The sequence below is a fragment of the Ochrobactrum sp. AP1BH01-1 genome, from assembly GCF_018066705.1.
Taxonomy (GTDB): domain Bacteria; phylum Pseudomonadota; class Alphaproteobacteria; order Rhizobiales; family Rhizobiaceae; genus Brucella.
Window position 1 is genome coordinate 307,592 of record NZ_JAGPOU010000003.1, and the last position, 26,892, is coordinate 334,483.

Sequence of the window (26,892 nt, forward strand, 5' to 3'; positions counted from 1 at the left end):
CTCTAGACCGAAATTCTTCGGAAATCAAAGTCCCGCCTGTTCGATTTTCGTCGTAAACGTCCCATATGATGGGGACATCCGAAAGAGAAGCTGAAGGGAATTGCATTATGTCGAACAAAAAGACACTGATAGTTCGCAATCTGGCTGCTGTTGCTCTTCTCGGTTCAGCGCTCGCCCCGGCCAACGCGCTTGCGCAGGAAAACGGGCGCTATCGGCTCGAAGGCACGGAGACAGGCTATGTCCGGCTGGACACCCGAACCGGCGCACTCTCCACCTGCACGGAGCAGCAGGGACAGCTCGTTTGCAAGATGGCGACCGAAGATCGCGAGGCTTATGAGAACGACATCGCCGACCTGCAGGATCGCGTGAAGAAGCTGGAGGACAAGGTTACTGCCCTCGAAGGGAAGGGCGGGAGTGCCGCTTCGGGCTTGCCGACCGAGCAGGAGTTCGAGCAGTCCATGAGCTATATGGAACGCTTCATGCGACGCTTCATGGATATAGCGAAGAGCTTCGACAGCGAGCCGGAAAAGCCGGACAACGGAACCCTTCCGGGCGGACGAACCTGACAGCAAGGAAAAAAGGCGCCGCGCGGCGCCTTTTCATTGAGCATTTCCAGCAAATGTGAGTGCGTTTCGCCCTATTGCGCGAAACGCTTGGTCGCCTCTATCAATTCGTGGGTAATGCCGGGTTCAGTAACGGCGTGCCCTGCATCCTCGACGATTTTGAGATCGGCTTCAGGCCACATCTTCTTCAACTGCCAGGCATTGATGAAGGGCGTGCAGACATCATAGCGGCCATGGACGATCACGCCTGGAATATGCCGGATGCGATCCACATTTCGCAGTAGCTGATCGTCGGAATCGAGGAAGCCGCGGTTCTGGAAATAGTGGCATTCGATACGCGCAAAGGCGATGGCGTACTGGTCTTCGCCAAAGGCGTCGACGCGAGCCGGATCGGGCAGAAGCGAAATGACCGAGCCTTCCCAACGCGCCCAACGGCGTGCTGCTTCGAGCTGTACCTGAGGGTCACGATCGGTGAGGCGCTTGTAATAGGCAGCGATCATGTCGCCGCGCTCGGCTTCCGGTATATGCTCCTGATAAGCCTCGAAATGGTCCGGAAAGAGGATGCTCGCTCCGTTGGAGTACATCCAGTCGACTTCAAAGCGGCGGATCATGAAAATGCCGCGCAGGACAAGCTCCGTCACGCGGTCCGGGTGGGATTGCGCATAAGCAAGGCCGAGGGTAGATCCCCAGGAGCCGCCGAAGACCTGCCACTTGTCGATGCCGAGATGCGCGCGAATATGCTCCATATCCGCCACGAGATCCCAGGTCGTGTTTTCACGCAGTTCCGCGTGCGGGGTCGAACGGCCGCATCCGCGCTGGTCAAACAGGATGATGCGATAGCGCTCCGGGTCGTGCAGGCGGCGCATCGTCGGCGTGATTCCGCCGCCGGGGCCGCCATGGATCATGATGACAGGTTTGCCGTCCGGGTTGCCGCATTGCTCGACATGGATTCGATGCAGCGGAGAAACCTGAAGCATCTCTTCCTTGAACGGTTGGATTTCGGGATAAAGCGTATTGCGCGTCATGAAATGCCTTTTGGTCCCCTCCCATTTGGCTGGTCGGGCCGCTCCTGTGTTACTTTCAACGCGCAACCTAACATACATTGCGGCCAGATGGCGGCAATGAGTAACGCGAAAAGGGTTTAGCAACGTGAATTTTGGTTGCCCGAGCCAAAAAACGGCATAAAACGGAGTGATTGGCTGATTGGCCTGCACCGCGAGGGGAGGAGACCTGAAACAATGGCGCGCGAGGCACATGCAATTTATTATCGCTGACGATCATCCGCTTTTCCGGGGAGCACTGAGACAGGTCCTTTCTGGACAGTCACAAAGTGTGGAAATTATCGAAGTTGGCGATTTCGACGCGGTCAAGAAACTGGTCGGCGAGCGGGAGGATATGGATCTTCTATTGTTGGATCTGACGATGCCGGGTGGAACCGGGCTTTCCGGTCTGGTGACGTTGAAGGCCCTGCAACCCGCCCTTCCAATCATCATCGTTTCGGCAACTGATGATGCGGCGACGATCCGCCATGCTGTCGAACTCGGCGCTTCCGGCTTCATATCGAAATCCGCCAGCATGGAAACCATTGGCGAGGCTGTCCGCACCGTTCTGGCAGGCGATATCTGGACACCGACCGACATTGAACTGGATCATGCGCACGACCCGGAAATCGAGACGCTCATCGCGCGGTTGCGCACATTGACACCGCAGCAGACGCGCGTGCTGACCATGTTGGCGGAAGGGTTGCTGAACAAGCAGATCGCCTATGAGCTTGGCGTGTCGGAAGCCACCGTCAAGGCGCATGTTTCAGCGGTGCTGCAGAAACTGGGAGTCGACAGCCGCACCCAGGCGGTCATTCTTCTATCGCGCATCGGCAATGATGCGCTGAACACCGATTGAGCATGTCTGCCGAAAGTGGGAAGGAAATGCTCCATATACCCTCTTACTGGGCGGCATTTTGCGCCGATGCATTGTCCTGCCTCGCGTGATGAAAATGCGATAACAGGGAGCGGAGCGCCGCGGGGCGAAGCGGCTTGTGCAAAACCGTGACGTTTTCATCCTCCGCGCGCTGGCGTACTTCCTTGGAGCGATCCGCTGTCAGCAGGATAGCCGGTATCTCCGTCTGAAAAGTTTCGCGGGCAAAACCGATCATATCGAGACCGTTTTCGTTCAGCAGATGATAATCTGCGACGATCACGTCGGGCGGGGCGGAGTGGGCGGAGCAGTATGACTTCAACGCCGTTCCGCTGCGTAGCGTCGTGACCTGACATCCCCATCCATGAAGCAGCGTTTCCATCCCCGACAGGATGCTGGCATCATTGTCGATGCAGAGAACATTCAACCCGGTCAGTTCCAGAGCACGTTGTAACCCCCGACGGCTCTTCACTTCATCTACGGGTACTTTTTCCTGAGACACAGGAATGCGCAGGGTGAACATCGTCCCTTTGTCCGGTGTCGATGAAAGCGACAACGGCAGCGATAGCAGCCGCGCGATACGGTCGACGATTGAAAGGCCGAGGCCCAGTCCTTCCGCTTCCCGCATTCCTTCATCCAGCCGTGTGAATTCCCGGAAAACGAGCTTCAGCTTTTGCGGAGGAATGCCGATCCCGGTATCGAGCACCTGCAATTCGACGAAGGAGCCGCGACGCCGGACCCCCAGCAAAATGCCGCCTTTGCGGCTATATTTGATCGAATTGGAAACGAGGTTCTGGATCAGGCGCCGCAGCATGTTGCGGTCGGTTTTGACAACTATACTCGACGGCACAACGCGCAGTTTCAGCCCCTTGGCGACAGCAAGAGGGGTGAAGTCGGTTGCAATCTGGCTCATCAACTTATCGAGACGAAACACCGAGAGTTCGGGTTTGAGTGATCCGGTGTCGAGCCGGGAAATATCCAGCACCATGCCGAGAATAGCTTCCACGGCTTCCAGAGAGGAATCGATATTGCGCGCGAATTCGCTGGTTTCGGAACGTCCCAGTTTTTCGGCAAGCGCGGTGCTGTACAGTCTTGCCGCATTGAGCGGTTGCAGAATGTCATGGCCAGCCGCCGCCAGAAAGCGGGTCTTTCCCTGATTGGCCTGTTCTGCTGCGGCTTGCGCCTTGGCGAGTTGCTGGTTGACGCGGGTGAGTTCCGCCGTGCGATCCGCTACGCGCTGCTCCAGCATTTCAGCCGCTTTCTGGCGCGTGACATCGGCTTCGACCGCCGCGGTGATGTCGGTATATGTCGCGACAATGCCGCCATCCGGCATGGGATTGGATTGAATTTCCAGCACCTTGCCGGTCGATTTCATATTGATGCGCCACGGCTGACGTACAGCAGCCAGCGAGCGGATGACCCCGTTTTGAGCGTTAAACGATATATCGCCGCGACGGTGCAGCTGTTCCACGATTTCCGAAACGGGTATCCCAACCTGCATCACCTCATCGGGAAGGTCGAAAAGCTTGCGGAATTGCCGGTTCCAGCATGTGAGCCTCAAGTCCTTGTCGAAAACGGTGATGCCCTGTTCCATCTGATCAAGGGCGGTTTGCAGCAGGTCGCGGTTTTGCTGCAAAGCTGTTGAAGCGTCGTCCAGGAGCTGTCGCGCATCGCGACCCGATGCATCGCCCTTTTGCAACAGCAGCGACAAAACAAGGCGAGCCGATGCAGAGCCGACTGCCGTGCCGAGAAGTTGCTCCGCATGGCGTATCAAGGGTGTATCGACAGTCATGCCGGGATCGAGACGCCGCTGTTCCCTTCCTTCAAAACGAAGAAAAGCGCGTTCCACGCGTTCCGCGCCAAGATAGCGTGCCATCGTGGCTTTCAGCTCGGCGACAGTGACAGTTGTACGGAAGCGTTTGAGCGTCGGCGTGCCGATAACATAACGCGGCAGGAAGATGCTGGCCTGAATACGCTCCAGCGGCGTCGAGGCGCGCGAGAGCGAACCGAGAACGTAGAAGAGTGTATTGGCCGCGAGGCTCCACACCACGCCATTGGTGAGGGGAAGGGCATTGGTTCCAAACAGCGCTTCTGGACGCAGTGCCGTAAAGCCGAGAAAGCCATCGCGCAAGATGGCGGCATTTTCCGGCGCCATGGTTGGCAGCAGCAATGTGTAGGCCCAAACCAGAAACCCTGCCGAAAGACCCAGCATGGCGCCGCGTCCATTCGCATTGCGCCAGAACAAGCCTCCGATGAAGGCCGGCACGAATTGGGCAATTGCGGCAAAGGAGACGAAGCCGATCGAAGCCAGATGGATATTGTTGGAGGTAAACCGATAATAGGCGAACGCGAATGCCAGGATGCCGATGATGGTCAGGCGGCGTGTGTTCAGAATGATTTTGGTAAGGTCGCGCTGTTCTGCTGCCTGCTGCTTGGCCAGCCGCCGTATGAAGAGCGGCAGTACCAGATGGTTGGAGATCATGATCGAAAGCGCGACGCAGGCGACAATGACCATCGCGGTTGCCGCCGACAACCCGCCGAGAAAGGCTACGAGTGCGAGCCAGTGGGCACCAGCGGCCAGCGGCAGGGCCAGGACATACAAATCCCCGCTGACATTGCCTCCGAGTGTCATCACACCGATCAGCGCGATCGGAAACACGAAGATATTGATGAGCACCAGATACACCGGGAAGAGCCATGAGGCGGTTCGCAGTTCCTTTTCGCTCCGGCTTTCCACCACCGTCACATGGAACTGGCGCGGCAGCATGATGATGGCCGCGGCGCTGAGCGCGCTTTGCACGATCCATGTGCCGATGGACGTCTGATAGTGAAATGCTTCCAGCGCCTCAGGCGATTGCGATATCTGATTGATCAACTGCGATGGAGCGCCGAACAGAAAGAAAGTGCAGGCAAAGCCAACGGTCAGGAAAGCGCAAAGCTTGATGACCGATTCCAGGGCAACAGCCAGAATGAGGCCGTTCTGATGCTCGGTGGCGTCGGTATGGCGCGTGCCGAAAAGGATCGCAAAGACGGCAAGTACAGCGGCGACGGGCAGGGAGATGTCGCCGAAAACAAACGCGGACGGATCGACTGCCGATCCGTAGTGTTCCATGACGAGCCCGACACTTCCGGAAACGGCTTTGAGCTGCAGCGCAATGTAGGGAATCGAACCGACGGCTGCGATGCAGGTCGCAAGAGACGCGACACCAAAACTCTTGCCGTAGCGAGCCGCGAGAAAATCGGCGATTGAGGTGATGTGTTCGGATTTCGCCAGTCTAACAATATGCCGTAGCAGCCGGTTGCCGAGCGTGAAGACGAGAATGGGACCGATGTAAATCCCGAGGAACTCAAGGCCGCGCTGTGCCGATAAGCCGACAGAACCGAAAAACGTCCAGGACGTGCAGTAAACGGCCAGGCTGAGCGCGTAGATGTAAGGGCGCGGGGCACTGTTCCAGCGCGATGTGCGCCGGTCACCGATGCTGGCCACTGCAAAAAGCAGCAGCAGATACAAAAAGGCGGCGCCGATAATACCCCAGCCATGCATAGCCGGCTTGTTCCCTCACTCCTCAATCACGATTTGACGCAAGCACTTTCGGCGCGTTCGCGCAAGATTAAAGCGCACCCTGCCAGTGCGGAGCAGCTCCGCCTAAGGCAAAGCAGGACCGTTGTTGATGAAAAACAGTGCGTTTTCGCCGCTTTATCTTTTCTTTGGTAATTTTCATCTACACACTGTCGGTGTAGTCCTGAAAAGTGCAGGGCCCTTTCAGGACTGCGTTTGAAACGGCAAAGCGCTTTTGGGTTCCTCTTTTGGAAAACGGCTTTACCATCCATCGCCAGTTTAACTGGTGCCCAGGTTGATTTGGCGAACGCCACCGCAGCAGGACGGCCCACGCGGTTTGCGTTCGTGAGGGAGACAGGCTAATGCTAAAGGAATTCAAGGAATTCGCCCTGAAGGGCAATATGGTCGATCTGGCCATCGGTGTTATCATCGGCGGGGCGTTCGGCGGCCTCGTCAATTCTATCGTCAATGACATCATCATGCCGATCATCGGTCTGCTGACGAATGGCGTGGACTTTTCAAACATGTTCATACAGCTGGCAGGTGAACCCAAGACCACGCTGGCAGCTGCGCGTGACGCCGGCGCAACCATCGCTTACGGCAACTTCATCACGCTTCTCATCAACTTCCTGATCATCGCATGGGTATTGTTCCTTGTGGTGAAAGGAATGAACCGCATGAAGAAGAAGGAAGAGGCGAAGCCGGAACCGGAAGCGCCACGCGAAGAAGTTCTGCTGACCGAAATCCGCGATCTTCTGGCAAAGCAGAAAGCCTGAGCGATCGAGAACTGATGAATGAAGCGGGGCCTTGTGGCCCCGTTTTCTTTTGATCCATAAATGCGTTTGATCGGACCATCACAAAAAGCCACGTGATTTCGCTAACGGGCCTTGATAAGCACAAAATCAAAATCGAACTTCAACGCGGGGAAATCATGACGCTCATCGCCAATCTTCGTCGGGAAGCAGCACAGTCACCGGAAAGCGGGATTGTTGCGGTCGCCAATCACGGGCGCGGACGCGAAGGGCTTATTCCGCTCTGGGTCGGTGAGGGCGATCTTTCCACGCCCGATTTCATTCGCGCCGCAGCTCAAAAAGGTATTTCCGACGGAGAGACCTTTTATACTTGGCAGGCAGGCATCCCGGAGTTGCGGGAAGCACTGGCTCGCTATCATGCGCGTCATTTTCCGTTGCCTCTGAAACCAGAGAACTTCTATGTCACCGGTTCGGGTATGCACGCCATTGAAATGGCGCTGACAGCAACCGTGGGCGCAGGCGAAGAAGCAATTTATCTTTCCCCGGCCTGGCCCAATTTTGTTGGCGCGGCTGGTCTGGCAGGCGTTACACCGGTTCCGGTCGAATTGGAATTCGGGGCCAATGGCTGGATGCTCGATCCGGAGAAGATTGCAGCGGCCATCACACCCCGCACGAAAGCGCTTTTCATCAATACGCCATCCAATCCCACCGGCTGGACGGCGGATCGGGAAACATTGCAATTCATACTTGATCTTGCGCGCAAGCACGGTCTCTGGATCATTGCCGACGAGATATATACCCACTTTTATTATGGCGGCGGTCGCGCTCCCTCCTTCATGGATATTATGGAGCCGGATGACCGCATCATCTTCGTCAATTCCTTTTCCAAAAACTGGGCCATGACGGGCTGGCGTATTGGCTGGATGACCGTGCACCCGTCGCTCGGACCGGTTATAGAAAACCTGATCCAGTATTCGAATTCGGGCGTTGCGCAATTTATGCAGCGTGGTGCTGTTGCAGCTCTTGACGAGGGTGACGCCTTCATTTCGATGCAGGTCGAGCGCGCCCGTTCCACACGCGACAGCCTGTGCGCCGCGTTATTGGCGACTGGCAAGGTCAGCCTTACTCCACCACAGGGCGCATTTTATCTGTTCTTCGGCGTGGATGGCGTTGAGGATTCGGTCAAGGCAGCTATCGATATGGTGGACAACGCCAATGTCGGCCTGGCGCCGGGCAGCGCGTTTGGCCTTGGTGGCGAAGGGTTCTTCCGCCTTTGCTTCTGCCGCGATCCAGAACAGGTGGATGAGGCCGCAAGGCGGCTTGTGCACTGGATTGGAAAGCGTTGAACTCATCTCTTCCCGGCTGAGGCGCGGGGACTGCGGCTTGCTGCAACCTTCATCAGACGCTGGAAGGTCGGGCACTCCATATGGCTCTGAGCGGGACAGGTTGCTGCGTGACGCAGCCCGTCTCGCAGTGCTGTCAGGTGCACGATTGTGCGGTCGAGATCATCGGCTTTGGCCGACAAGGTTTCGCGGCTGATCGAGACTTCGCCGCCTGGCCCGAACATGCCCGCAATATCATCGAGCGAAAAACCGGCCGCCTGTCCGAGAGCGATCAGGGACAGCTTGGTCATCACGCCAGGATCAAAAACGCGGCGTAAGCCCCGTCGGCTGTGGGACGCGATCAGCCCCCTTTCTTCATAGTATCGCAGTGTTGATGCGGGAATGCCCGTTGCTTTTGCAACTTCCGCAATGTCCAGATCTTTCATATTGACCTCAAGTCGGCTTTAACTTGTATGGTCCGCCTTTTCAACGATCCGCGCAAGTGGAAAGGAAAGGTAAATGCTTGTTTTTCAGATCGTTTTCATCGGTGTGGGAGCAACCCTCGTCACGGATGTCTGGGCTGTTGCCAGAGCGCGGCTATTCGGCGTCGCGAACCTGGACTACGGGCTGGTGGGACGCTGGTTCGGTCATATGCTGCGAGGGCGCTTCGTACATGAGCGGATGACGGCCAGCCCGTCAATTAGGGGAGAGAAACTTCTGGGCTGGGGCCTTCACTACGCTATCGGAGTGCTGTTTGCAGCTATGCTGGTTGGTGCTTGCGGATTTGAGTGGACGGAATCGCCGAAGCTCCTGCCAGCGCTCGCCTTCGGATTGTTAACCGTTGCGGCTCCATTTTTCGTCATGCAGCCAGGTATGGGGGCGGGAATCGCCGCACGAAAGACGCCCAAACCCTGGGTCGCCAGAGGATGGAGTATCGTGACGCATCTGTGGTTCGGAGCTGGGTTGTATCTTGCTGCTCTCGCGGCGAAGCTCATCATCTGAAGGAACAAAAAAGGCCGGTTGAACCGGCCTTTTACTTGAATGATCCTGCTTGTCAGCCGCCAGCCTTGGAGACCATCAGCGGGATGATCCGCTCGGAGCTCGCTGGCTGCGAGACCGTAGGCTCAGCATAAGGAATACCGAGTGTATTCCACACTTCCAGAAGCGCATCCTTGAGACCGTCAATCAAAGCGTCGTCATGCAGAGGTGACGGTGTGATGCGCAGTCTTTCAGTGCCGCGCGGAACGGTCGGATAGTTGATCGGCTGGATATAAATGCCATGCACTTCAAGCAAGCGGTCGCTGGCCTTCTTGCAAAGCTCGGGATCGCCGACCAGAATGGGCACGATGTGAGTTTCCGACGCCATGACGGGCAGGCCTGCGGCGGAAAGCACATCCTTTGCACGCTGTGCTTGGCGCTGTTGGCCGTCGCGCTCCACCTGTGAAGTCTTCAGATGACGGATGGCGGCTGTCGCGGCTGCAGCGACTGCCGGAGGCAGGGAAGTCGTAAAGATGAAACCCGGTGCGTAGGACCGTACGGCATCCACAATCGCACGCGAGCCGGTAATGTAGCCGCCGAGCGCGCCGAAAGCCTTCGCCAGCGTGCCTTCGATAATATCGATGCGATGTGCAAGGCCATCACGTTCGGTAATGCCGCCGCCACGCGCGCCATACATGCCAACCGCATGTACCTCATCGATATAGGTCATGGCGTTATATTTGTCGGCCAGATCGGCAATCTTTTCGATTGGTGCGATATCACCGTCCATCGAGTAGACGGATTCGAACACGATCAGCTTCGCGCGCGCCGGGTCGGCGGCCTTCAGAAGCTGTTCCAGATGCTCGACGTCATTGTGACGGAAGATCTTCTTCTCTGCGCCCGAACGACGCACGCCTTCGATCATCGAGGCATGGTTCAACTCATCGGAAAGGATGAGACAGTTCGGCAGCAAGCGGGCAATCGTGGAAATCGAGGCTTCGTTGGAGACAAAGCCCGATGTGAAAACGAGTCCGGCTTCCTTGCCGTGCAAATCAGCGAGTTCGTTTTCCAGTTCGACGAGCGGGTGATTATTGCCGGAAATATTGCGCGTTCCGCCGGAACCTGAGCCGGCATTGCCCGCCGTATCACACATAGCCTTGATGACATCGGCGTGGTGACCCATGCCAAGATAATCATTGGAACACCAGACGGTGATCTCACGGGCAGTGCCATTGTTACGCCAGATAGCTCGGGGGAAACGTCCGACAATACGTTCAAGATCTGCAAAAACGCGGTAACGCTTCTCGGCGTGCAACTGGTCGATCGCTTCTTCGAAAAAACGGCGATAGTCCATAATGCGCTCCTTGGTCTGTGCCCTAACTAGCGCTTTTGGCACTTGCCGTCCATGGCGCATTCATGGGCAATTTGCCACGTTTGTGTGAAGCAGCATTGATTGAAATCAAGTAAGTAGCCTCAATACCTCGAAATAACGGTGTCCTTTTTTCATCACGAACCGTATCGCAACATCGGGCTTCATGGCTGATTTGCGCGACATAGAGCATAAGGCGCAGTGTTGACTCAGCGCGTAAACGTCTTCCGCAGGAATTGCAGCAATATGTCATTGCGCCTGATCGTAAGGCGCGGAATGCCGAACGGATCGTCCGCTGGTCGCGCACGACGCTTTTCCGTCGTCGTCGCGTTCGTATACCCTGCCGATTCGACGATCTTGCGTGTCGCTGCATTTTCTCCGCCGTAAGGATAGGCGAAAGACGTGACTTCGCTGCCGAGCAGGTCCTCCAGTTTTGTTCGTGATTGGTGGATTTGCGATATGGCGTCCCGTTCGCTGGCCTCGGGAAGGAAGATGTGGTCGAGCGTATGCGAACCTGCTTCGTGACCAAGATCTGTCCATTCGCGCATTTCGGCAACGCTCATGCAGTTGGCGCGTGCAACGCCGATCTTTTGATCCCAGAGATTGAAACCACCGATCTGGTTGGCCACGAAATAGTTTGTGGCGGTGAAGCCGAACTCCTGCAACACGGGCAGGGCATTGCGGAAGACGTTCTCGAAACCGTCGTCAAAGGTGATGACGGCGACTTTGCCCTGCTTTCCGCCGTAGATGTAAGGCATTGCGTCACGTACTGACACGCCGCGATAGCCCAGTCTTTTCAGCCACGTCATCTGCTGGCGAAACCGGGCCGGATGAACAGTCATGCTGCGAAAGGGCGCGCGATGCGCCGGAGGCACATCAATCTGGTGGTAAAGGAGAATAGGAACAGGCACAGGAACCTCAAACAGCGGCGCGCGAGCGCGATTTTATCTTCCAGCGATAAAGCGGGCGCAAGATTTCGCGCTTCAGCTTGTCCGGCAAGGAACGCGATTTCTGGATCGTGCTTCCACCCAGCTGTACCGAGATTTCCTTCACGCCGCCGGGAAGGACAGACAGCGGTTTAAGCCCGGTGACCCAGCTCATCTGTGCTGTGGTATCGACCGGGCGGTCGAAAACTTCGGTTGCAGACAGCAATCGCTGCGCGGCCTCCTGTCCGATAAGTTGCGCCACCATGCCAAGGCCGACCGGCACCGGTTCAATGATCCGCGTCGTTTCGGTGGTAAGCACCACGCGCCCGCTTTCCCGTTCACGGAAGGGAAAGCGGATGAAGCTGTCGGCCTTGAGAACCCGGCAAGCCATCGAATAGGCGGCGGCAAATTCCGGCGTCAGTTCCACATCGTCTTCCAGCACGAGACCGGCATCCAGTCGCTGATCGACAATTGCCTGCCAGGCTTTGCGGTGTGAAAGAAAGCAGGCGATTTCGTTGGTGCTAAGTGCAAACGGATAGCGAGGGCTATGCGCCGACCTTCGATAAACGCGGTTGATCGTTTGCGTGTCGAGCGTGCGTCCGTCGATCGCGTTCACGATCTCTGTTTCAATTGGCAGCTCTCGAATAAGTTCTTGGACCTGGGGCTGGCGGTCGGTTGCGCGCTCCAGGTGGATGATGAAAGCTTTGACGGCCCCGCGTGGACCGTCATTTGCCGCGATGTCAGGATGCGTTTCGCTCATGGTCCCTATCTACCTTGGAACGCATGAAAAAGCTCCAGGAATTTTGCAGATCAGATGGGCTTCCAGCTTGGCTCAACTCTATCGGCTTCTGTCCGCCACAAATCGGCGCAGGTTCCGGTCTGGCGATTGATTAATTCCGGCGTCAGTTTGCGCTCGCGGTTGAACAGCATGCAGGAAGACCAGTTCTTGCGCGGATAGCTGGTCTGAACCTTCCCATCCATCTTCACACTGTTCCCTGGGTTGATAATCGTGCTGAACGCGATAAACGGCCTTTGAAGGATCGTTAAAGGATCGAAGGCCCGCAATATCGCCTAGAAAAAGGAAGTCGCAATCGCAGAAAAGTGCCCACCCTTTATAACCGGCAAGCCATGGGGTGAAAAACCGCGAATAGGTAAACTCCGTCTACGCCAGCGGATCGACTTCCGGCGTGTAGACCCCTTGGCCGACAAGGTCCTGCGGCTTGATCGTTCACATGCTTTCTGCGGAAAATTATAGTTATGGTGGAGGGTCACTGGATAATACTGATACGTCCTGATTGCACTTTCTGTTCAACCCAGTTGCGTTCGTCCCCCCAGGTATGGCGTTTCCATCCTTCCCAGGTAAAGCCGCATATTTTCACGTCCCAGCTTTCCTGCGGGCACCTTTCGAGCATGTACCAGATGCCAAAAAAACCAGTACTTGGAAAAATTTTGCTCATGTTCTCTTCGGTTATGCCCAGTTCTTTGCATCCGGCCAGATAGAATTGAGGTGGCATGATCCGGATCTCCTTGCCGGCTGAACCAATGATCTCGATGGTTTGCATGGTCCAGTCGCCACGCCGTCCCTTGAGCCGGGAAAGGAAATTCGGACGCGGGTGATATTTGCGAATGATGCTTGGATGATAGGCAAGCATCACTTGCTTGGCCGCCTTGAAAGTCGGTGTCTGTACGAAGCCCGGATCGCGCAGCCGCCGTTGCATGGGCTTGCTGGAGGTTGCCAGCATCAGGAGATCGGTGCGGGTGCCGCTCATGCCGATCGATTGTTTTGGCTCATTGAAACGGACGACAAAATCCGCAGCATCCACTTCGGCGGAAAGATCGCGTTGCAAAGGCGCGTTACCGACGATGACCAATGCCTTTTTCATGCATGCCAACTCAAATTAGAATGAACCAAGGACGCTTTCGCCATAGTAGGGTCCATCTAAATTAGAATTGCGTCATGATTATAATAATAGGGGTTGTTTCTTGGGAAAATGGAAATCCGGGGGAAATGCTAGGATTTCGCGGCAGTCACGGCAGCCATGCAGGAAATGCACTTCTCAAAGGGCACAGAAGAGCCGAAGCTCACATTCGGGAGGAAGATAAAAAGGGGAATACCACCATGAATCTTCGTACCCATTTCCATCGCTGGATGCAGTATCGCGAAAATATTCGCGAACTGAGCGGATGCACAGACCGCGAGCTTTCAGATCTCGGACTTTCACGCGCCGACATTTATCGCGTCGCCCGCGAAGCGGCCTTTGCCTGAGCCAGCAGTGAGGGCCGTTTGCCCATTTCGGCACCCGGCCCTTCGATCCGCAAGCCTTGGAAAACTTACACCTCACCCGGTTTTTTGAAACGGATGTGAATGTTGTCACCCGCGAGATCAAAACCTGCGTAGTTGCGCTGAAAGGCAATGAGCGCGTCGTTGACGCCTTTTGAATAATCATCTTCCTGCACGTCGATATGGTGCCGGTAGAGGATCCTGTCGTCCTTGTAGAATATAACCTGTCCTTCCATCATAGCCTCCATGTGATGAAGCGCAGGGCAGAATCCGTCGATGTTTCAGGCCTCATGCGCTTTTGAAACGATCGGGTAGAGCAGTTCTACATACGGGCCTGTGGCCACAGAGGTGCCAAGGGCGCCTGTCCGGTCAGTATACCTGATGGAGATAGGCGGCGCGACAGGTGTTTCAAGTCGAGCCGGTGCCGGTTCCGGTCTTGCTCAGCTTGAGCCACGCACGAGCGGCGTGAGACAGGAAAGCGCCTTTTCGCCAGATCAACGCCAGATGCCAGTTCACGTCGGCACCCTTGATCTTGTGGATGCGCACACCGGGGTGATGCCGCTGTTCGGCGATCATTTTTGGCAAAAATCCGATCCCCATGCCCGCTGCTACCAGCTCGACGATGAAGTCAATCTGACTGGAGCGGACAGCAACGTTGGGAGAAAAACCATGCGAACGGCATGCATCGAGGATGATATGGTTGAGAGCAAAACCGCTCTCAAAAAGAATGAACGGCAAGCCGGCAATATCTTGCAGCGAAACGCCGTCGCCCTGCGCCTTCGCATTGTCGGTCGGCAGCAACGCCACAACCGGTTCGCATCGCACGTCCTGCCATTCGAAACTGTCTCCGACCGGCAGAAGCGAAGCGGCGAGTTCCACGTCGCCCGCCAGCAGCAGTTCCTCAAGCCTTCTGCTGCCGTGCTCGACCAGCTGAATGTCGATCTGGGGATAGAGCTTCGTATAGGCTGCAAAAACGGGGGCGAAAAGCACGCTGGACCCGATGGGCGGCAGACCGAGTTTCAGGAGGCCGCGCTTGAGGCCGCGCAGTTCGTCCAACTCGGCAAGCATGTCGTCCTTTTCCGCCAGCATGGCCAGCGCGCGGCGGAAGACGATCTCGCCTGCCGTGGTGAGCCGCGAGGGCGAAATTTCACGATCCAACAGAACCAGGCCCAATTCATCTTCAAGCTGCCTGACCGCCTTGCTGACGGTCGACTGGGTCGCGTTGATGGTTTTGGCGGCGGCGGAAAAACCACCTTGCCGCACCACTTCGACAAAGGCCTGGAAGCTGCGCAAGTTCATGAGCCATTCTATTACGGAATAGCTGCAATGAAATCAATTCATTTCTAGAATACAGCGCAAGCACCTATATTCATCGGTGAAAATGCATCAGTCTCCATTGGAAAGCAGATGAACGCCCACAGCCTCCTGATCCGGTTTCGTTACGCACTGCATCACAGCCGTCTGATGCAGATTGCGACGCTGGTTGGTTTCTGGCTGGCTGGCGAGCTCTTCGTGCGTGTGGTTGGCCTGCCTCTTCCCGGCGGCATTGTCGGCATGGCGCTGGTGCTGGCCTTGCTTCTGAGCGATCGTATCAGCCTGTTCAGCATGAAGCGCGGTGCGGAATGGTTTCTGGCGGAAATGCTTCTGTTCTTCGTTCCGGCCGTGCTGGCAATTCTCGAACATCAAGAGCTTATCGGTCTGCTCGGTCTCAAGATCATGGCTGTGATTTTACTGGGCACTTTGACGGTGATGAGTGTTACCGCATTGACGGTTGATCTTTGCTACCGCTGGAGCCTGCGTTATGTCGTTAAGTAACCCGCTGGTAGCGACACTTTTCTGGTCCGCCGCAACGATCCTGCTTTATCTTGCCGCCAAGCGCGTTTATCGCCGCTTTCCCATGTGGTGGTTGACGCCGCTCGCAGTCACGCCCTTGTTGTTGATGGCACTGGTTATCGGGCTCAACCAAAACTATCGCGGCTATTTCAGCGCTACCCATTGGCTGGTTGCGCTGCTCGGACCTGCTACCGTGGCTTTTGCAATTCCGATCTATCAGCAGCGCTCCACGATCCGTCGCTATTGGCCGGTGCTTCTGGCCGGTGTCGTGGTCGGGAGTTCTTCCGCCATGCTGTCGGCATGGGGACTTGCCCATCTGCTGGGCCTCAATGAAGCAATCAGCCTGAGCCTCATGCCGCGCTCGATGAGCACGCCATTTGCGATGACGGTTTCTGGCGACATTGGCGGCACGCCTGACCTGACTGCGATCTTTGTGGTTCTCACCGGCGTATTCGGCGCGGCTCTTGGCGAAGTCATGCTCAACTGGCTGCCGATCCGCTCGGCGCTGGCACGCGGCGCCCTTTTTGGCATGGGCGCCCATGGCGCCGGCGTCGCCAAAGCTCACCAGATCGGCAGTGAGGAGGGTTCGATTGCCGGGCTGGTCATGGTGCTGGTTGGGCTGGTGAATGTGCTTGCCGCTCCTCTGATTACTCACTTTCTCTAAGAGCCTAATTCTACAGAGAATTCTCCAAAACGCCCGGTTTTGGGGTGTTTTCAGGGGTCAGTGAAACTGCCTTTTTCTTGAGCGCCCGCGTCTTTGCATAACTGATATGCATTAATGGTCGTTGCTGTGGAGAGAGGGGCCGGGTAAATATCTCTTCATCGAGTTCACTCCTCCTCCCAGAACTCGATAAGGAATACGGCACTCCTCCTCCCAAGCCGTATTCAAGATCAGGCCGCGCATCCTCCTCCCGCGCGGCCTTTTTCTTTTTCCAGCCTCCCATAATTTGTTTCAATTGCATTTGTTGCGTTGACAATGCGTAACCGCACCAGCCCATAGGCAAGCTGCGGCATCTACACTATTTCTGGTTCGAGTTTTGAAATCGGGGAGAAGCGTCCATGACAAGCGGCATCCACCACATCACCCTCATCACCAGAAAAGTGCAGGCGAATGTCGATTTCTATGTCGGCTTTCTGGGGCTGCGTATCGTCAAGCAGACGGGTGGGTTCGAGGACGCCGAGCAGCTTCATCTGTTCTACGGAGATCGCACCGGCACACCCGGATCGCTGGTCACGTTTCTGGTTTGGGAGGATGGCTCCAAGGGGCGCGTCGGCCACGGGCAGGTCAGCGAAATCGCGCTGGCTATAGATCGAACTGCTATCGGTTTCTGGCTGGAACGCGCGCTGCGCTATCATGTATCGTCTGAAGGGCCGGTACAGGAGTTTGGCGAACCGGTCCTGCGCCTGCGCGATCCCGACGGCGTGATCGTCAAGCTGGTCGGCTGCGATCTCGCCGCCAACGACGTATGGGAAAGCGAAGGCATTCCCGCCGCTCTCGCGGTCAGGCGTTTGCGAGCTGCAACCATTCTGTCCGAAGCACCGGAACAGACCGCAGGCTTTATCGCACGCTATTTCGGTTTCCGGCCTGCCGCGAAAGAAGGCACGATAGAGCGTCTTCTGTCCGATTCCGGCGATGCCATCGATGTACGCGATGCAGGCGGCTTCTGGCCGGGCATTCCGGGTACGGGCATTGCCGATCATGTCGCCTTTCGTGCTGCCGATACTGGTGAAGTGGAAAAGGCCGAGAAAGAGCTTTCGAAGCTCAACTCGAGTGCCGTCAATGTGCATGACCGCAAATATTTCACTTCGCTCTATGTGCGCGAACCGGGCGGAACGCTTTTCGAATTTGCAACCGACGCGCCGGGCTTCACAATAGATGAGCCCGTCGAGAAACTGGGCCAGTTCCTGTTCGTGCCGCCAGGCAATGAGGAAAAGGCGGATGCTATCCGGGTACGGATGCCGCAATTTGCCCTGCCGGGCGAGGAGCGTGTCATCTATCGCGACCTGCCTTTCGTTCACCGGATACACCAGCCCGAAGATGCCGATGGCAGCGCACTGGTGCTCCTGCACGGTACCGGCGGAAACGAGAACGACCTCATGCCCTTTGCCCGCAAGGCCGCTCCACGCGCAATCCTTCTGGGCGTGCGTGGACGCAGTACGGAAGAAGGCATCCAGCGCTGGTTCCGCCGCTTTGACCTGAAGCGGTTTGATCAGTCCGACATCCGGTTTGAAGCGGAAGCATTCAAGGCTTTCGTGGACGGTGCTGTAGCTGCCTATGGCATCGACCTGAATCGGACGGCCTTCATAGGAAATTCCAATGGTGCCAATCTGCTGGCGGCTTTCATGCGCCTCCACCCCCATGTGGTCCGCACGGCGGTTCTTCTGCGCGGTCAGGAAGTTCTCGAAGAACAGCCCGATGGGGCGGATTTATCGGATGCTTCGATCCTCCTGATGAATGGAGCTTCCGATCCTTTTGGCGATGAGGCTGGCAAACTGGAGAATGCACTGAGAGAAGAAGGGGCAGCTCTCACCATCAGCACGGTAGCAGCCGGGCACGCGCTCATCGATGAAGATATTCGCGTCGCGAGCGACTGGCTTCGGGGTAAGATGTAAATGACAAGGGCTGCGGAAAAATCCGCAGCCCTTGTTGCATTAATCAAGTGGTTTCAGGTTTCGCTCGATGGCCTCGCGCTTGCCTTCGAGGAAAGGCGGAAGCGACAGGCGCTCGCCGAGGCTTTCAAGCGGTTCGTCGACGGCAAAGCCCGGACCGTCTGTCGCGATCTCGAACAGGATGCCGTTCGGCTCGCGGAAATAAAGCGAGCGGAAATAGTAGCGCTCGACTTCACCGCTCGAAGGCATACGAACCGACCGCAGGCGGTCTACCCATTCCTCCATGCTTTTCTGGTCCGGGGTGCGGAAGGCGACGTGATGCACCGCACCCGCTCCCTGCCAGGCCGTGGGCAGTTTCGGCTGCACGGCGACATGCAGTTCCGCTGCAGCGCCGCCCGGCCCCATCGATAAGACATGGACATGTCCTTCGCCATCGGGGGAAACATAGTCGCCGGTCTGACGCATGTTCATAACCTTCTCCAGCACGATCTGGGTCGGGGCCAGTTCAGGAACGCTGAGCGTGATCGGGCCGAGCCCGCGTATCTGCCGTTCCGCCGGAACGGGGCTCTTGTCCCAGCTGTGGGCGTCGCCCGCGCCACCATCATCGGTCAGTCGAAGACGCTGGCCTTCAGGGTCTTCCAGATCGATGACAGCACGTCCGGCTACCTCGAAAATATCGCTCGTCTCGACGCCCTTTTCCTGCAGATGGTTCCGCCACCATTCCAGGCTCTCGACGCCGTTGACGCGCAGGCCCGTTCGGGCGACGCTGTTCGTGCCGCGCTGTTCACGCTGCACCGGCCAGTCGAAAAAGGTTATGTCGGTGCCGGGCGAGGCAAGTCCGTCCGCATAGAAGAGGTGATATGCGCTCGTATCGTCCTGATTGACGGTCTTCTTGACCAGCCTCAGCCCAAGCGTATCGGTATAAAAGCGCCGGTTGCCGGGCGCGTCGGCGGTAATGGCTGTCAGATGATGCAGCCCGGTCAGTTCCAAAGCCATGATTGTGCCTCCTTCGCAAATTCTGCGTTGGGTTTGTGTTGGGACTTATATTGGCTATAGGGGCGAGGACGGAAAGATCAGCTTGCTGAACAGTGTGTAACCGATAAGCCGCAATTGGATCGCGTTCGACAAGTGGTGGATAATTGTGGCTTGGCAGAACGTCATGCGTAAAGAATATATTAACCTCCAAAGTTCCGGTGTAATAGGCGTGCTGGCGTGGCGTTGAGGGGAGTCTGGTTTTGCAGCGCATTTTTTCTTGGACAACGCCTGCGTTGCTCGTCCTGTTTTCCCTTCTGGCGGGTTGTGCCAGCCGGCCTGAGGGCGTGCTTGTGCCGGTAGGCGAAGTTGCTTCTCCCGGCATAAGCAAGGTCAAGCTCGTCGTTGCAACCACGCGCCGCCCGTCTGACAATCCCGGCATTCTTTTCTCCGGCGAGCGCGACAAGCTCGTGTCGCTCAACGATATCGTCGTGTCCATTCCCCCCGAGAAGAACCGCAAGGTGGGCGAGGTGCAATGGCCGAAGAAGCTCCCGCCCAATCCTCAGACGGATTTCGCCACGGTAAGCGTGACGCCGCTCAAGACCGATGTCGAAATGGCGGGCTGGGTACGCCCGCATCTCACCAAGAGCCGTCGGGTCATGGTCTTCGTGCATGGCTTCAACAACACGTTTGAGGATTCCGTCTATCGTTTTGCGCAGATCGTGCATGATTCGGGCGCGGACGTTGCGCCGGTGATCTTCACCTGGCCATCGCGCGCCAGCGTATTCGACTATAATTACGACAAGGAAAGCACCAACTATTCCCGCGATGCGCTGGAGCAGATTCTGCGCGCGATTGTGCGTGAGCCCGAGGTCAAGGATATCACTGTCATGGCCCATTCGATGGGCAGTTGGCTGACGGTTGAGGCTCTGCGGCAGATGGCGATCCGCGACGGTCGTGTGAACGCCAAGATTACAGACGTCATTCTGGCGTCTCCCGATCTCGACGTCGATGTGTTTTCGAAGCAGTTTCTTGCAATGGGCAAGCCGCATCCGCGCTTCACATTGTTCACCTCGCGGGATGACAAGGCGCTAGCATTGTCGCGGCGCATTTCGGGTAATATCGACCGCCTCGGCCAGATCGACCCGTCAATCGAGCCTTACCGTTCCGAGCTGGAAAAAGCAGGCATCACCGTCATCGACCTGACGCAATTGAAGGCGGGCGACCGTCTCAACCATGGCAAGTTCGCTGCAAGCCCGGAAGTCGTGCAGTTGATAGGTCAGCGTCTCGTTGCCGGGCAGACCATCACGGATTCGCAGGTTGGTCTCGGTGACCGTCTGGGTGCGGTGGCGATCGGTACTGCGCAGGGCGTCGGCACGGCAGCTTCGCTGGTGGTCACGGCCCCGATTGCCGTGTTCGATCCAAATACGCGCAAAACCTATGACGAGCAGATCGACCGGTTCGGTCGTGCTGTGGGCAATACGGTTGGTGCGGTGACGACTCCCACGCAGTAAGCGGACCGGGAAGGCGGTTGTCATATTTGAGCTGACGCTGTAGGACTCGCGGCCAACAAATTCGGGCCGCGAGGAGGACCTCATGCAGATCATCCGCACCATTGAGGAATTGCGCCAGGCTTTGATGCCCGCAAGGCGGACGGGCAAGCGTATCGGCTTCGTGCCGACCATGGGCTACCTTCACAAAGGCCATCTGGAACTCGTTCATCGGTCGCGCGCCGACAATGACGTGACCGTTGTGTCGATTTTCGTCAATCCGCTGCAATTTGGCGCCAATGAAGATCTCGATAAATATCCGCGTGATCTGGAGCGCGATGCGGCTCTGTTGCGCGGGGCAGAGGTCGATTACCTCTTCGCGCCAGCCGTCAGCGACATGTATCCGCGCCCGATGCAGACGGTGGTGGATGTGCCCACCCTTGGCAACCAGATGGAAGGCGAGGCGCGTCCGGGCCACTTCGCGGGCGTTGCGACGGTGGTCAGCAAGCTCTTCAATATCGTTGGCCCCGATGCCGCCTATTTCGGCGAGAAGGATTTTCAGCAGCTCGTCATCATCCGCCGCATGGTGGAGGACATGGCCATTCCGGTGCGCGTGGTTGGTGTTGAGACGGTACGGGAGGATGACGGGCTCGCCTGTTCGTCGCGCAATGTCTATCTGTCGGCGGAACAGCGCGCTGCCGCCATCATCGTGCCGAAGGCGCTGGATGAGGCCGAGCGGCTTTATCGCTCCGGTGTGGATGATCCCGATACGCTGGAAGCGGCCATTCGCGCCTTTATCGCCGCGGAACCGCTCGCAACCCCCGAAGTTGTCGCGCTGCGTGACCCCGAAACGCTGGAACGCCTGACGGCGGTGCAGGGTCGCCCCGTGCTGATTGCGCTGTTCGTGCGGCTTGGTACGACGCGGCTTCTCGATAACCGCGTCATTGCGCATGTCGCGCAGGAACAGGCGGCCTGAGATGAGCGCACCCGTCAAACAGAAGCGACTGACGCCCAAGGCCATTTCAGCCCTGAAGGGCGAACGCCCGATTGTCAGCCTCACCGCCTATACGACGCCGATTGCGCGGCTGCTCGATCCGCATTGCGACCTGCTGCTGGTGGGGGATTCGCTCGGGATGGTGCTTTACGGCATGGATTCCACCCTTGCCGTGACGCTCGACATGATGATCGCCCATGGGCAGGCAGTGATGCGCGGGGCGGGGACGGCCTGCGTCATCGTCGATATGCCGTTTGGTTCCTATCAGGAATCGAAGGAACAGGCGTTCCGCAACGCCGCCCGCGTGATGCAGGAAACCGGCTGTGATGGCGTCAAGCTTGAAGGCGGCGAGGAAATGGCCGAAACGGTCGATTTTCTGGTGCGCCGCGGCATTCCGGTGTTCGGCCATGTCGGGCTGATGCCGCAACAGGTCAACACGGTTGGCGGTTTCCGCTCGCTCGGACGCGGCGACGAGGAAGCCGACCGGATTCGCCGCGATGCTAAGGCCATCGCCGATGCCGGTGTGTTTGCGCTGGTCATTGAAGGCACGGTTGAGCCGCTGGCGCGCGAGATCACTGCATCGCTCTCCGTTCCAACGGTCGGCATCGGGGCTTCGGCTGCCTGCGACGGGCAGATACTGGTCTCGGACGATATGCTGGGGCTGTTTCAGGATTTCACGCCGCGCTTCGTGAAGCGTTTTGCGCAATTGGCGCCACAGGTGTCCGATGCGGCGAAAGCCTATGCCGAGGAGGTGCGAGCGCGAACATTCCCGGGGCCGGAGCATGTTTTCGGAGCGAAACCGAAAACTTAACCCCTAAATTCTGTGCCGTATGGCGGTAGCGCCTTGTAATTATTCGTCAATCGCGTTCAATGTCGGAACTGTTTTCCGGAGTTGCCGTGACCGACGATATTGCCCATACCGAACTGATTGCCGTGCTGGCCGCCGTGACCAGCGAACAGCCGCGCGTCATGACCGTGCGGCAGGGACAGGCTTTACCGTCCGGCCCGTTCGAGAGCGAGCATCGTTCGTTGCAATCGGGTCTGCGCGCCTGGGTGCAGTCGGAAACCGCGCATCCGGTCGGTTATCTGGAGCAGCTCTATACCTTTGCCGACCGTGACCGTCACGCGCAGGGCGAACGCATCATCTCGATCAGCTATCTCGGCCTCGTGCGCGAAAGCGATGCGGCGGCGGGGCAGGCGGGCTGGCGCGGCTGGTATGATTATCTGCCGTGGGAAGATCACCGTCAGGGCGAACCGGCCATCATGGAGCATCTCAACAATGCGCTCCTTGTCTGGGCCTATCGGGCCGAAACGCCGGAACTGACGGCGCAGCGCATGCGGCGCATCGCCTTCACCTTTGGCTTCGAAAACGGCGAGTGGGGCGGGCGCTGGAACGAAGACCTCGTGTTGCAGCGCTATGAGCTTCTTTACGAGGCCGGGCTGGTAGCAGAAGCCGGAATGAGGGAAGATGAGAATGGCCGTTCCATGTTCGCCGATCATCGCCGCATCCTCGCCACGGCGATTGCGCGGCTGCGCGCCAAGATCAAATATCGCCCGGTGGTGTTCGAATTGATGCCGGACAGTTTTACGCTTCTGCAACTCCAACGGACTGTCGAAGCGCTGGCGGGTTTGCGCCTGCACAAACAGAATTTCCGCCGCCTGATCGAGCAGCAGGATCTCGTCGAGGAAACCGGCGAAAGCGACAGCGAAACCGGCGGTCGTCCGGCAAAACTGTTCCGTTTCCGCTACTCGATTGTCGAGGAACGCGCCCTTTCCGAGCGCCATCTGGCCGGAGCCAAGCTGCCAATTTCCCGCGATTGACAATATACTCCAATCGAGTATAAGTTCGTAAATATGAAATACTCATGTTGAGTATAATTCGGTATGCCGGCGCATTTTCAGCGTTACGCTTTCGCGTGAAGCTGATGCGTGAATGGCGGTCGATGAGCTGGGAGGCTCGCACATGAATGATCATGTTTCCGTTTCGCAACTCTATGACCGCGTGGCCAAGGTGCTGCCAAAGGCGGAGTGGCTGGGCTTCGAAGACGATGTCGCGGCCATTCTCGAGTTGAAGAAAAAGCGCAATGCGGTGATCCTTGCGCATAATTACCAGACGCCGGAAATCTTCCATTGCGTGGCCGATATTGTTGGCGACAGTCTGGCGCTGGCGCGCAAGGCTGCGGAGGTCGACGCCGATGTGATCGTGCTGGCGGGTGTGCATTTCATGGCCGAGACGGCCAAGCTGCTCAATCCAGGCAAGACGGTGCTGATCCCCGATATGGCGGCGGGCTGTTCGCTGGCCGACAGCATCACGCCGGAAGATGTGGCGCTTCTGCGCGAGGCGCATCCCGGCGTGCCGATCATCACCTATGTCAACACATCCGCTGCTGTGAAGGCGGCATCCGACATTTGCTGCACTTCCGGCAATGCCAAAAAGGTGGTGGAGTCGCTTGGTGTGCCGCGCGTGCTGATGATCCCCGACGAGTTTCTGGCGCAGAATGTGGCGCGCGAAACCAATGTCGAAATTCTCGCCTGGCATGGCCATTGCGAGGTGCATGAGCGGTTCACTCCAGACGATATCCGCGAATTGCGCGAAAGCCATCCCGGCGTGGTGGTTCTGGCCCATCCCGAATGCCCGCCTGAAGTGGTGGAAGCCGCCGATTTCGCCGGTTCCACGGCGGTCATGTCGGACTATGTCGGCGAGAAGAAGCCGCAGCGTGTCGTGCTTCTGACCGAATGCTCGATGAGTGACAATGTTGCCGTTGATCACCCGGATGTCGAGTTCATCCGCCCGTGCAATCTTTGCCCGCATATGAAGCGGATCACGCTTGCCAATATCCGCGATGCGCTGGAAAACAACCGCCATGAAGTAACCGTCGATACCGCACTGATGGAGCATGCCCGGCGCGCCGTCGAGCGGATGTTGATGGTATGAACACGGCTCCGGTTCTGGTCATTGGCAGCGGCCTTGCCGGGCTGATGACGGCGCTGACGCTGTCGCCGCGACCGGTTCTGCTGGTGACAGCGGGAAGCCTCGGCCTGTCCGGTTCCAGCACGCTGGCGCAAGGCGGCATTGCCGCAAGTGTTGGTGCAGATGACAGTGCAGCGCTGCATCTGGCCGATACGATTGCCGCGGGCGACGGCCTGTGTGACGCAGGCGTGGCGGCGGAAATCATCGCAGCAGGCGCGGACGTGGTTGCCGCGCTGGAAGCGCATGGCGTGCGCTTCGACCGTAAAGCGGACGGTTCGTTTTCGCTCGGTCTGGAAGCCGCTCATAGTCGCCACCGCATCGTGCATGTTGATGGCGATGCGACCGGCGCGGGCATCATGCGCGCCTTGATCGCGAAAGTGCTGGCGACGCCTTCGATCACCGTCATGGAAAACACCCGCGCCCTGCGGCTCATCCGGCAGGATGGCCGTGTCGTCGGTGCCTGTCTTGAAAATGTCGGTCCGGTTGCAGCAACCGCCGTGGTTCTGGCGACGGGCGGGATCGGTGGGCTTTATAACGCAACGACCACGCCGCTCGGCAATCTCGGCCAAGGGGCCGCTCTGGCAGGCCGCGCAGGCGCTGAGCTTGCCGATATGGAATTCGTGCAATTCCACCCAACCGCGCTTGCCGTTTCTGCGCCGCGTCTGCCGCTGGTCAGCGAGGCCGTGCGCGGGGAGGGCGCTCAACTTGTCAATGATCGCGGCGAGCGCTTCATGGCGGATGTTCCGGGCCGCGAACTTGCACCCCGCGATGTGGTGGCGCGTGCCATCGGCAACCAGATCGCGCAAGGACGCAAGGTCTATCTCGATGCGCGCACAGCTCTGGTTGCGCGTTTTGCAACCCGGTTTCCCGGTATCGATGCGCTTTGCAAACAGCATGGCATCGATCCGGCCTATGATCTGATCCCGGTCAGACCGGCCACGCATTACCATATGGGCGGGATCAAAACCGACGCCGACGGGCGCAGCAGTCTGCCGGGCCTCTGGGCTGTGGGCGAAGCGGCCTGCACCGGCCTGCATGGCGCCAACCGGCTTGCCAGCAATTCGCTGCTTGAAGCCGCCGCCATGGGCCTGCGCGCCGCCCGCGCGCTTGGCTGTGAAGAAGCGGTTGCCGTGCGGCATCCCGTGCCGGTCAGCCTGCCGCAGAGTTCCGATCCCGAACCGGTACGGTGCATTGTTTCCAGCCATCTTGGCCTGCTGCGTGGTGAAGAAGGTTTGCGCTCTGCAATCGCCACCCTTCTCCCCCTTGCGGAGACCGACGATGCCGCAGCCGTGGCGCTGGTCGCTGCGGTTGCGGCATTTGACCGATGCGAGTCGCGCGGCAGCCATGCCCGCACCGACTATCCAGCAAAACGGGCTGCTTCAGCCCGCAGCTTTTTCACCTTTCCGGCAGCTTTCGCACTGGCACGCGAAATCGCCGCGCCTCACCCTGTTACAAGGACTGCATGATGAACTTGCCGCGCTTGTCTCCGCTTGTCGTCGAACCGCTGGTGCGCGCCGCACTTCTGGAAGATCTGGGGCTTGCTGGTGATATTACCAGCAATGCGGTGGTGCCGGAGGATCACCGCTCGGCCATGCTGTTCAGCTTGCGCCAGCCGGGCGTTATCGCCGGGCTGGATGTGGCCGAAATGGCGTTTCGTCTGGTTGATCCGGATGTCACATTCGAACGTCTGGCGCGGGACGGTCAGTCTCTTGAGAAAGGGGCCGATGTCGCCCGCGTTTCCGGCTCCTCCCGCTCCATTCTGGCGGGGGAGCGCACCGCGCTCAATTTTCTCTGCCACCTGTCCGGTATCGCCACCGCCACGGCGAATCTGGTCAGAGCGGTTCAGGGCACAAAGGCCGCCATCGTCTGCACCCGCAAGACGATGCCGGGACTGCGCGCCTTGCAGAAATATGCGGTCAGGGCAGGCGGCGGCATGAACCACCGTTTCGCGCTCTATGATGCGGTGCTGATCAAGGACAATCACATCGCGGTCGCTGGCGGCGTCCGCGAGGCCATCGAGCGCGCCAAGGCCGGGGCAGGTCACATGGTCAAGATCGAGGTGGAAGTCGACACACTTGAACAACTCGATGAGGCGATGGCTGTCGGCGTCGACGCGGTGCTGCTCGACAATATGTCGCCCGCGCAATTGCGCGATGCGGTGTCGGTGATCGATGGGCGCGCCATTTCGGAAGCTTCCGGCGGCATCACACCGGAAACGGTTGCGGCAGTTGCGGCCAGCGGGGTCGATCTGATTTCGGTCGGCTGGACCACGCACAGCGCGCCAAACCTCGATATCGGGCTCGATTTTGAGCTGAATGGGTAAGGCTACAAGCTTTAAGCGGACGGCAGCTTCCCGTA

27 protein-coding genes and 1 pseudogene are annotated in these 26,892 nt (G+C 58.1%); 16 read left to right on the forward strand and 12 right to left on the reverse strand.

Translation table 11 applies throughout. The features are described from left to right. The first annotated feature begins 107 nt into the window (after positions 1 to 107). The gene (locus J9800_RS12060) at positions 108 to 566 is read left to right on the forward strand and encodes a hypothetical protein (RefSeq protein ID WP_205315859.1); all 459 of its coding nucleotides are present in this window, start codon (positions 108 to 110) and stop codon (positions 564 to 566) included. A 71-nt stretch (positions 567 to 637) separates the two neighbouring features. On the opposite strand, the gene pip is transcribed toward J9800_RS12060, so the two are convergent. Continuing rightward, positions 638 to 1,588, reverse strand: a complete 951-nt coding sequence (gene pip / locus J9800_RS12065; RefSeq protein WP_114214127.1) for a prolyl aminopeptidase — start codon at positions 1,586 to 1,588, stop codon at positions 638 to 640. Between the two features lie 229 nt (positions 1,589 to 1,817). On the opposite strand from pip, the gene J9800_RS12070 reads away from it, so the two are divergent. Then, complete coding sequence (locus tag J9800_RS12070; protein ID WP_112589921.1) at positions 1,818 to 2,462, forward strand: response regulator transcription factor; 645 nt, start codon at positions 1,818 to 1,820, stop codon at positions 2,460 to 2,462. A gap of 43 nt (positions 2,463 to 2,505) precedes the next feature. Here J9800_RS12070 and J9800_RS12075 read toward each other — a convergent pair whose 3' ends face one another. Then, positions 2,506 to 6,021, reverse strand: coding sequence for a PAS domain-containing hybrid sensor histidine kinase/response regulator (locus J9800_RS12075; protein WP_114214126.1), 3,516 nt, complete (start codon positions 6,019 to 6,021; stop codon positions 2,506 to 2,508). A 377-nt stretch (positions 6,022 to 6,398) separates the two neighbouring features. On the opposite strand from J9800_RS12075, the gene mscL reads away from it, so the two are divergent. Beyond that, on the forward strand, positions 6,399 to 6,812 hold the full coding sequence (mscL, locus tag J9800_RS12080; protein ID WP_114214125.1) for a large conductance mechanosensitive channel protein MscL: 414 nt from the start codon (positions 6,399 to 6,401) through the stop codon (positions 6,810 to 6,812). Positions 6,813 to 6,967: 155 nt separating this feature from the next. Beyond that, positions 6,968 to 8,134, forward strand: a complete 1,167-nt coding sequence (locus tag J9800_RS12085; protein ID WP_114214616.1) for a pyridoxal phosphate-dependent aminotransferase — start codon at positions 6,968 to 6,970, stop codon at positions 8,132 to 8,134. 2 nt (positions 8,135 to 8,136) lie between these two features. Here J9800_RS12085 and J9800_RS12090 read toward each other — a convergent pair whose 3' ends face one another. Beyond that, entirely contained in the window at positions 8,137 to 8,556 is a 420-nt protein-coding gene (locus tag J9800_RS12090) for a helix-turn-helix domain-containing protein (RefSeq protein WP_114214124.1), read from the reverse strand. A gap of 73 nt (positions 8,557 to 8,629) precedes the next feature. Between J9800_RS12090 and J9800_RS12095 the strand changes: the two genes are divergently transcribed. Then, positions 8,630 to 9,112 (forward strand): DUF2938 domain-containing protein, encoded by a 483-nt coding sequence (locus J9800_RS12095; protein WP_114214123.1) that lies wholly within the window; start codon positions 8,630 to 8,632, stop codon positions 9,110 to 9,112. A gap of 52 nt (positions 9,113 to 9,164) precedes the next feature. Here the strand turns inward: J9800_RS12095 and hemA are convergent, their stop codons facing one another. From hemA to J9800_RS12120, 5 genes and pseudogenes are all read right to left on the reverse strand, one after another. Further along, positions 9,165 to 10,442 carry a 5-aminolevulinate synthase gene (gene hemA / locus J9800_RS12100; protein WP_114214122.1) on the reverse strand — a complete coding sequence of 426 codons (1,278 nt, stop codon included), beginning with the start codon at positions 10,440 to 10,442 and terminating at the stop codon, positions 9,165 to 9,167. A gap of 224 nt (positions 10,443 to 10,666) precedes the next feature. Next, on the reverse strand, positions 10,667 to 11,368 hold the full coding sequence (locus J9800_RS12105; RefSeq protein WP_114214121.1) for a polysaccharide deacetylase family protein: 702 nt from the start codon (positions 11,366 to 11,368) through the stop codon (positions 10,667 to 10,669). A 7-nt stretch (positions 11,369 to 11,375) separates the two neighbouring features. Further along, positions 11,376 to 12,143 carry a glycosyltransferase family 25 protein gene (locus tag J9800_RS12110; RefSeq protein ID WP_114214120.1) on the reverse strand — a complete coding sequence of 256 codons (768 nt, stop codon included), beginning with the start codon at positions 12,141 to 12,143 and terminating at the stop codon, positions 11,376 to 11,378. 50 nt (positions 12,144 to 12,193) lie between these two features. After that, positions 12,194 to 12,608 (reverse strand): annotated as a pseudogene (locus J9800_RS12115) (glycosyltransferase); the annotation flags it as partial. Positions 12,609 to 12,651: 43 nt separating this feature from the next. Next, on the reverse strand, positions 12,652 to 13,266 hold the full coding sequence (locus J9800_RS12120; protein WP_114214119.1) for a glycosyltransferase family 29 protein: 615 nt from the start codon (positions 13,264 to 13,266) through the stop codon (positions 12,652 to 12,654). Positions 13,267 to 13,502: 236 nt separating this feature from the next. On the opposite strand from J9800_RS12120, the gene J9800_RS12125 reads away from it, so the two are divergent. Beyond that, positions 13,503 to 13,649 carry a DUF1127 domain-containing protein gene (locus tag J9800_RS12125; protein WP_114214118.1) on the forward strand — a complete coding sequence of 49 codons (147 nt, stop codon included), beginning with the start codon at positions 13,503 to 13,505 and terminating at the stop codon, positions 13,647 to 13,649. Positions 13,650 to 13,714: 65 nt separating this feature from the next. On the opposite strand, the gene J9800_RS12130 is transcribed toward J9800_RS12125, so the two are convergent. Together J9800_RS12130 and J9800_RS12135 are read right to left on the reverse strand one after the other, a co-directional pair. Continuing rightward, entirely contained in the window at positions 13,715 to 13,900 is a 186-nt protein-coding gene (locus J9800_RS12130; RefSeq protein ID WP_114214117.1) for a hypothetical protein, read from the reverse strand. A gap of 172 nt (positions 13,901 to 14,072) precedes the next feature. Continuing rightward, a complete protein-coding gene (locus J9800_RS12135; RefSeq protein WP_114214116.1) occupies positions 14,073 to 14,963 on the reverse strand; it encodes a LysR family transcriptional regulator in 891 nt (296 codons plus the stop codon). Positions 14,964 to 15,071: 108 nt separating this feature from the next. On the opposite strand from J9800_RS12135, the gene J9800_RS12140 reads away from it, so the two are divergent. Then, positions 15,072 to 15,479 (forward strand): CidA/LrgA family protein, encoded by a 408-nt coding sequence (locus tag J9800_RS12140; protein ID WP_114214115.1) that lies wholly within the window; start codon positions 15,072 to 15,074, stop codon positions 15,477 to 15,479. Continuing rightward, positions 15,466 to 16,161, forward strand: a complete 696-nt coding sequence (locus J9800_RS12145; protein WP_112589954.1) for an LrgB family protein — start codon at positions 15,466 to 15,468, stop codon at positions 16,159 to 16,161. Before J9800_RS12140 ends, J9800_RS12145 begins: the two co-directional genes overlap by 14 nt. Before the next feature lie 10 nt (positions 16,162 to 16,171). Here J9800_RS12145 and J9800_RS12150 read toward each other — a convergent pair whose 3' ends face one another. Then, the gene (locus tag J9800_RS12150; protein WP_210845729.1) at positions 16,172 to 16,474 is read right to left on the reverse strand and encodes a hypothetical protein; all 303 of its coding nucleotides are present in this window, start codon (positions 16,472 to 16,474) and stop codon (positions 16,172 to 16,174) included. 82 nt (positions 16,475 to 16,556) lie between these two features. Between J9800_RS12150 and J9800_RS12155 the strand changes: the two genes are divergently transcribed. Further along, the gene (locus tag J9800_RS12155) at positions 16,557 to 18,110 is read left to right on the forward strand and encodes a VOC family protein (RefSeq protein WP_114214114.1); all 1,554 of its coding nucleotides are present in this window, start codon (positions 16,557 to 16,559) and stop codon (positions 18,108 to 18,110) included. A gap of 39 nt (positions 18,111 to 18,149) precedes the next feature. On the opposite strand, the gene J9800_RS12160 is transcribed toward J9800_RS12155, so the two are convergent. After that, entirely contained in the window at positions 18,150 to 19,103 is a 954-nt protein-coding gene (locus J9800_RS12160) for a ring-cleaving dioxygenase (protein ID WP_114214113.1), read from the reverse strand. Positions 19,104 to 19,342: 239 nt separating this feature from the next. On the opposite strand from J9800_RS12160, the gene J9800_RS12165 reads away from it, so the two are divergent. The 7 genes from J9800_RS12165 to nadC all read left to right on the forward strand — a co-directional run bounded on the left by J9800_RS12165 (position 19,343) and on the right by nadC (position 26,857). Then, positions 19,343 to 20,593 (forward strand): alpha/beta hydrolase, encoded by a 1,251-nt coding sequence (locus tag J9800_RS12165; RefSeq protein ID WP_112589961.1) that lies wholly within the window; start codon positions 19,343 to 19,345, stop codon positions 20,591 to 20,593. A gap of 82 nt (positions 20,594 to 20,675) precedes the next feature. Then, positions 20,676 to 21,545 (forward strand): pantoate--beta-alanine ligase, encoded by an 870-nt coding sequence (gene panC / locus J9800_RS12170; protein WP_114214112.1) that lies wholly within the window; start codon positions 20,676 to 20,678, stop codon positions 21,543 to 21,545. A gap of 1 nt (position 21,546) precedes the next feature. After that, positions 21,547 to 22,374 carry a 3-methyl-2-oxobutanoate hydroxymethyltransferase gene (panB, locus tag J9800_RS12175; protein ID WP_114214111.1) on the forward strand — a complete coding sequence of 276 codons (828 nt, stop codon included), beginning with the start codon at positions 21,547 to 21,549 and terminating at the stop codon, positions 22,372 to 22,374. 59 nt (positions 22,375 to 22,433) lie between these two features. Beyond that, positions 22,434 to 23,384 carry an NUDIX hydrolase gene (locus J9800_RS12180; RefSeq protein WP_114214110.1) on the forward strand — a complete coding sequence of 317 codons (951 nt, stop codon included), beginning with the start codon at positions 22,434 to 22,436 and terminating at the stop codon, positions 23,382 to 23,384. 142 nt (positions 23,385 to 23,526) lie between these two features. Beyond that, positions 23,527 to 24,498, forward strand: coding sequence for a quinolinate synthase NadA (nadA, locus tag J9800_RS12185; RefSeq protein WP_114214615.1), 972 nt, complete (start codon positions 23,527 to 23,529; stop codon positions 24,496 to 24,498). Further along, a complete protein-coding gene (locus J9800_RS12190) occupies positions 24,495 to 26,000 on the forward strand; it encodes an L-aspartate oxidase (RefSeq protein WP_114214109.1) in 1,506 nt (501 codons plus the stop codon). Before nadA ends, J9800_RS12190 begins: the two co-directional genes overlap by 4 nt. Continuing rightward, entirely contained in the window at positions 26,000 to 26,857 is an 858-nt protein-coding gene (gene nadC, locus J9800_RS12195; protein WP_114214614.1) for a carboxylating nicotinate-nucleotide diphosphorylase, read from the forward strand. The genes J9800_RS12190 and nadC overlap by 1 nt, the downstream gene beginning before the upstream one ends. Positions 26,858 to 26,892 lie beyond the last annotated feature (35 nt).

Excerpts from the sequence above, each read along its gene's own strand:
- J9800_RS12180 (WP_114214110.1), top strand. The coding sequence starts at position 22,434 with ATGTCGGAACTGTTTTCCGGAGTTGCCGTGACCGACGATATTGCCCAT.
- J9800_RS12155 (WP_114214114.1), top strand. The coding sequence starts at position 16,557 with ATGACAAGCGGCATCCACCACATCACCCTCATCACCAGAAAAGTGCAG.
- J9800_RS12125 (WP_114214118.1), top strand. The coding sequence starts at position 13,503 with ATGAATCTTCGTACCCATTTCCATCGCTGGATGCAGTATCGCGAAAAT.
- J9800_RS12190 (WP_114214109.1), top strand. The coding sequence starts at position 24,495 with ATGAACACGGCTCCGGTTCTGGTCATTGGCAGCGGCCTTGCCGGGCTG.
- panB (WP_114214111.1), top strand. The coding sequence starts at position 21,547 with ATGAGCGCACCCGTCAAACAGAAGCGACTGACGCCCAAGGCCATTTCA.
- panC (WP_114214112.1), top strand. The coding sequence starts at position 20,676 with ATGCAGATCATCCGCACCATTGAGGAATTGCGCCAGGCTTTGATGCCC.
- J9800_RS12075 (WP_114214126.1), bottom strand. The coding sequence starts at position 6,021 with ATGCATGGCTGGGGTATTATCGGCGCCGCCTTTTTGTATCTGCTGCTG.
- mscL (WP_114214125.1), top strand. The coding sequence starts at position 6,399 with ATGCTAAAGGAATTCAAGGAATTCGCCCTGAAGGGCAATATGGTCGAT.
- hemA (WP_114214122.1), bottom strand. The coding sequence starts at position 10,442 with ATGGACTATCGCCGTTTTTTCGAAGAAGCGATCGACCAGTTGCACGCC.
- pip (WP_114214127.1), bottom strand. The coding sequence starts at position 1,588 with ATGACGCGCAATACGCTTTATCCCGAAATCCAACCGTTCAAGGAAGAG.
- J9800_RS12120 (WP_114214119.1), bottom strand. The coding sequence starts at position 13,266 with ATGAAAAAGGCATTGGTCATCGTCGGTAACGCGCCTTTGCAACGCGAT.
- J9800_RS12085 (WP_114214616.1), top strand. The coding sequence starts at position 6,968 with ATGACGCTCATCGCCAATCTTCGTCGGGAAGCAGCACAGTCACCGGAA.
- J9800_RS12095 (WP_114214123.1), top strand. The coding sequence starts at position 8,630 with ATGCTTGTTTTTCAGATCGTTTTCATCGGTGTGGGAGCAACCCTCGTC.
- J9800_RS12140 (WP_114214115.1), top strand. The coding sequence starts at position 15,072 with ATGAACGCCCACAGCCTCCTGATCCGGTTTCGTTACGCACTGCATCAC.
- J9800_RS12070 (WP_112589921.1), top strand. The coding sequence starts at position 1,818 with ATGCAATTTATTATCGCTGACGATCATCCGCTTTTCCGGGGAGCACTG.
- J9800_RS12090 (WP_114214124.1), bottom strand. The coding sequence starts at position 8,556 with ATGAAAGATCTGGACATTGCGGAAGTTGCAAAAGCAACGGGCATTCCC.
- J9800_RS12110 (WP_114214120.1), bottom strand. The coding sequence starts at position 12,143 with ATGAGCGAAACGCATCCTGACATCGCGGCAAATGACGGTCCACGCGGG.
- J9800_RS12060 (WP_205315859.1), top strand. The coding sequence starts at position 108 with ATGTCGAACAAAAAGACACTGATAGTTCGCAATCTGGCTGCTGTTGCT.
- nadA (WP_114214615.1), top strand. The coding sequence starts at position 23,527 with ATGAATGATCATGTTTCCGTTTCGCAACTCTATGACCGCGTGGCCAAG.
- J9800_RS12160 (WP_114214113.1), bottom strand. The coding sequence starts at position 19,103 with ATGGCTTTGGAACTGACCGGGCTGCATCATCTGACAGCCATTACCGCC.
- nadC (WP_114214614.1), top strand. The coding sequence starts at position 26,000 with ATGAACTTGCCGCGCTTGTCTCCGCTTGTCGTCGAACCGCTGGTGCGC.
- J9800_RS12130 (WP_114214117.1), bottom strand. The coding sequence starts at position 13,900 with ATGGAAGGACAGGTTATATTCTACAAGGACGACAGGATCCTCTACCGG.
- J9800_RS12135 (WP_114214116.1), bottom strand. The coding sequence starts at position 14,963 with ATGAACTTGCGCAGCTTCCAGGCCTTTGTCGAAGTGGTGCGGCAAGGT.
- J9800_RS12145 (WP_112589954.1), top strand. The coding sequence starts at position 15,466 with ATGTCGTTAAGTAACCCGCTGGTAGCGACACTTTTCTGGTCCGCCGCA.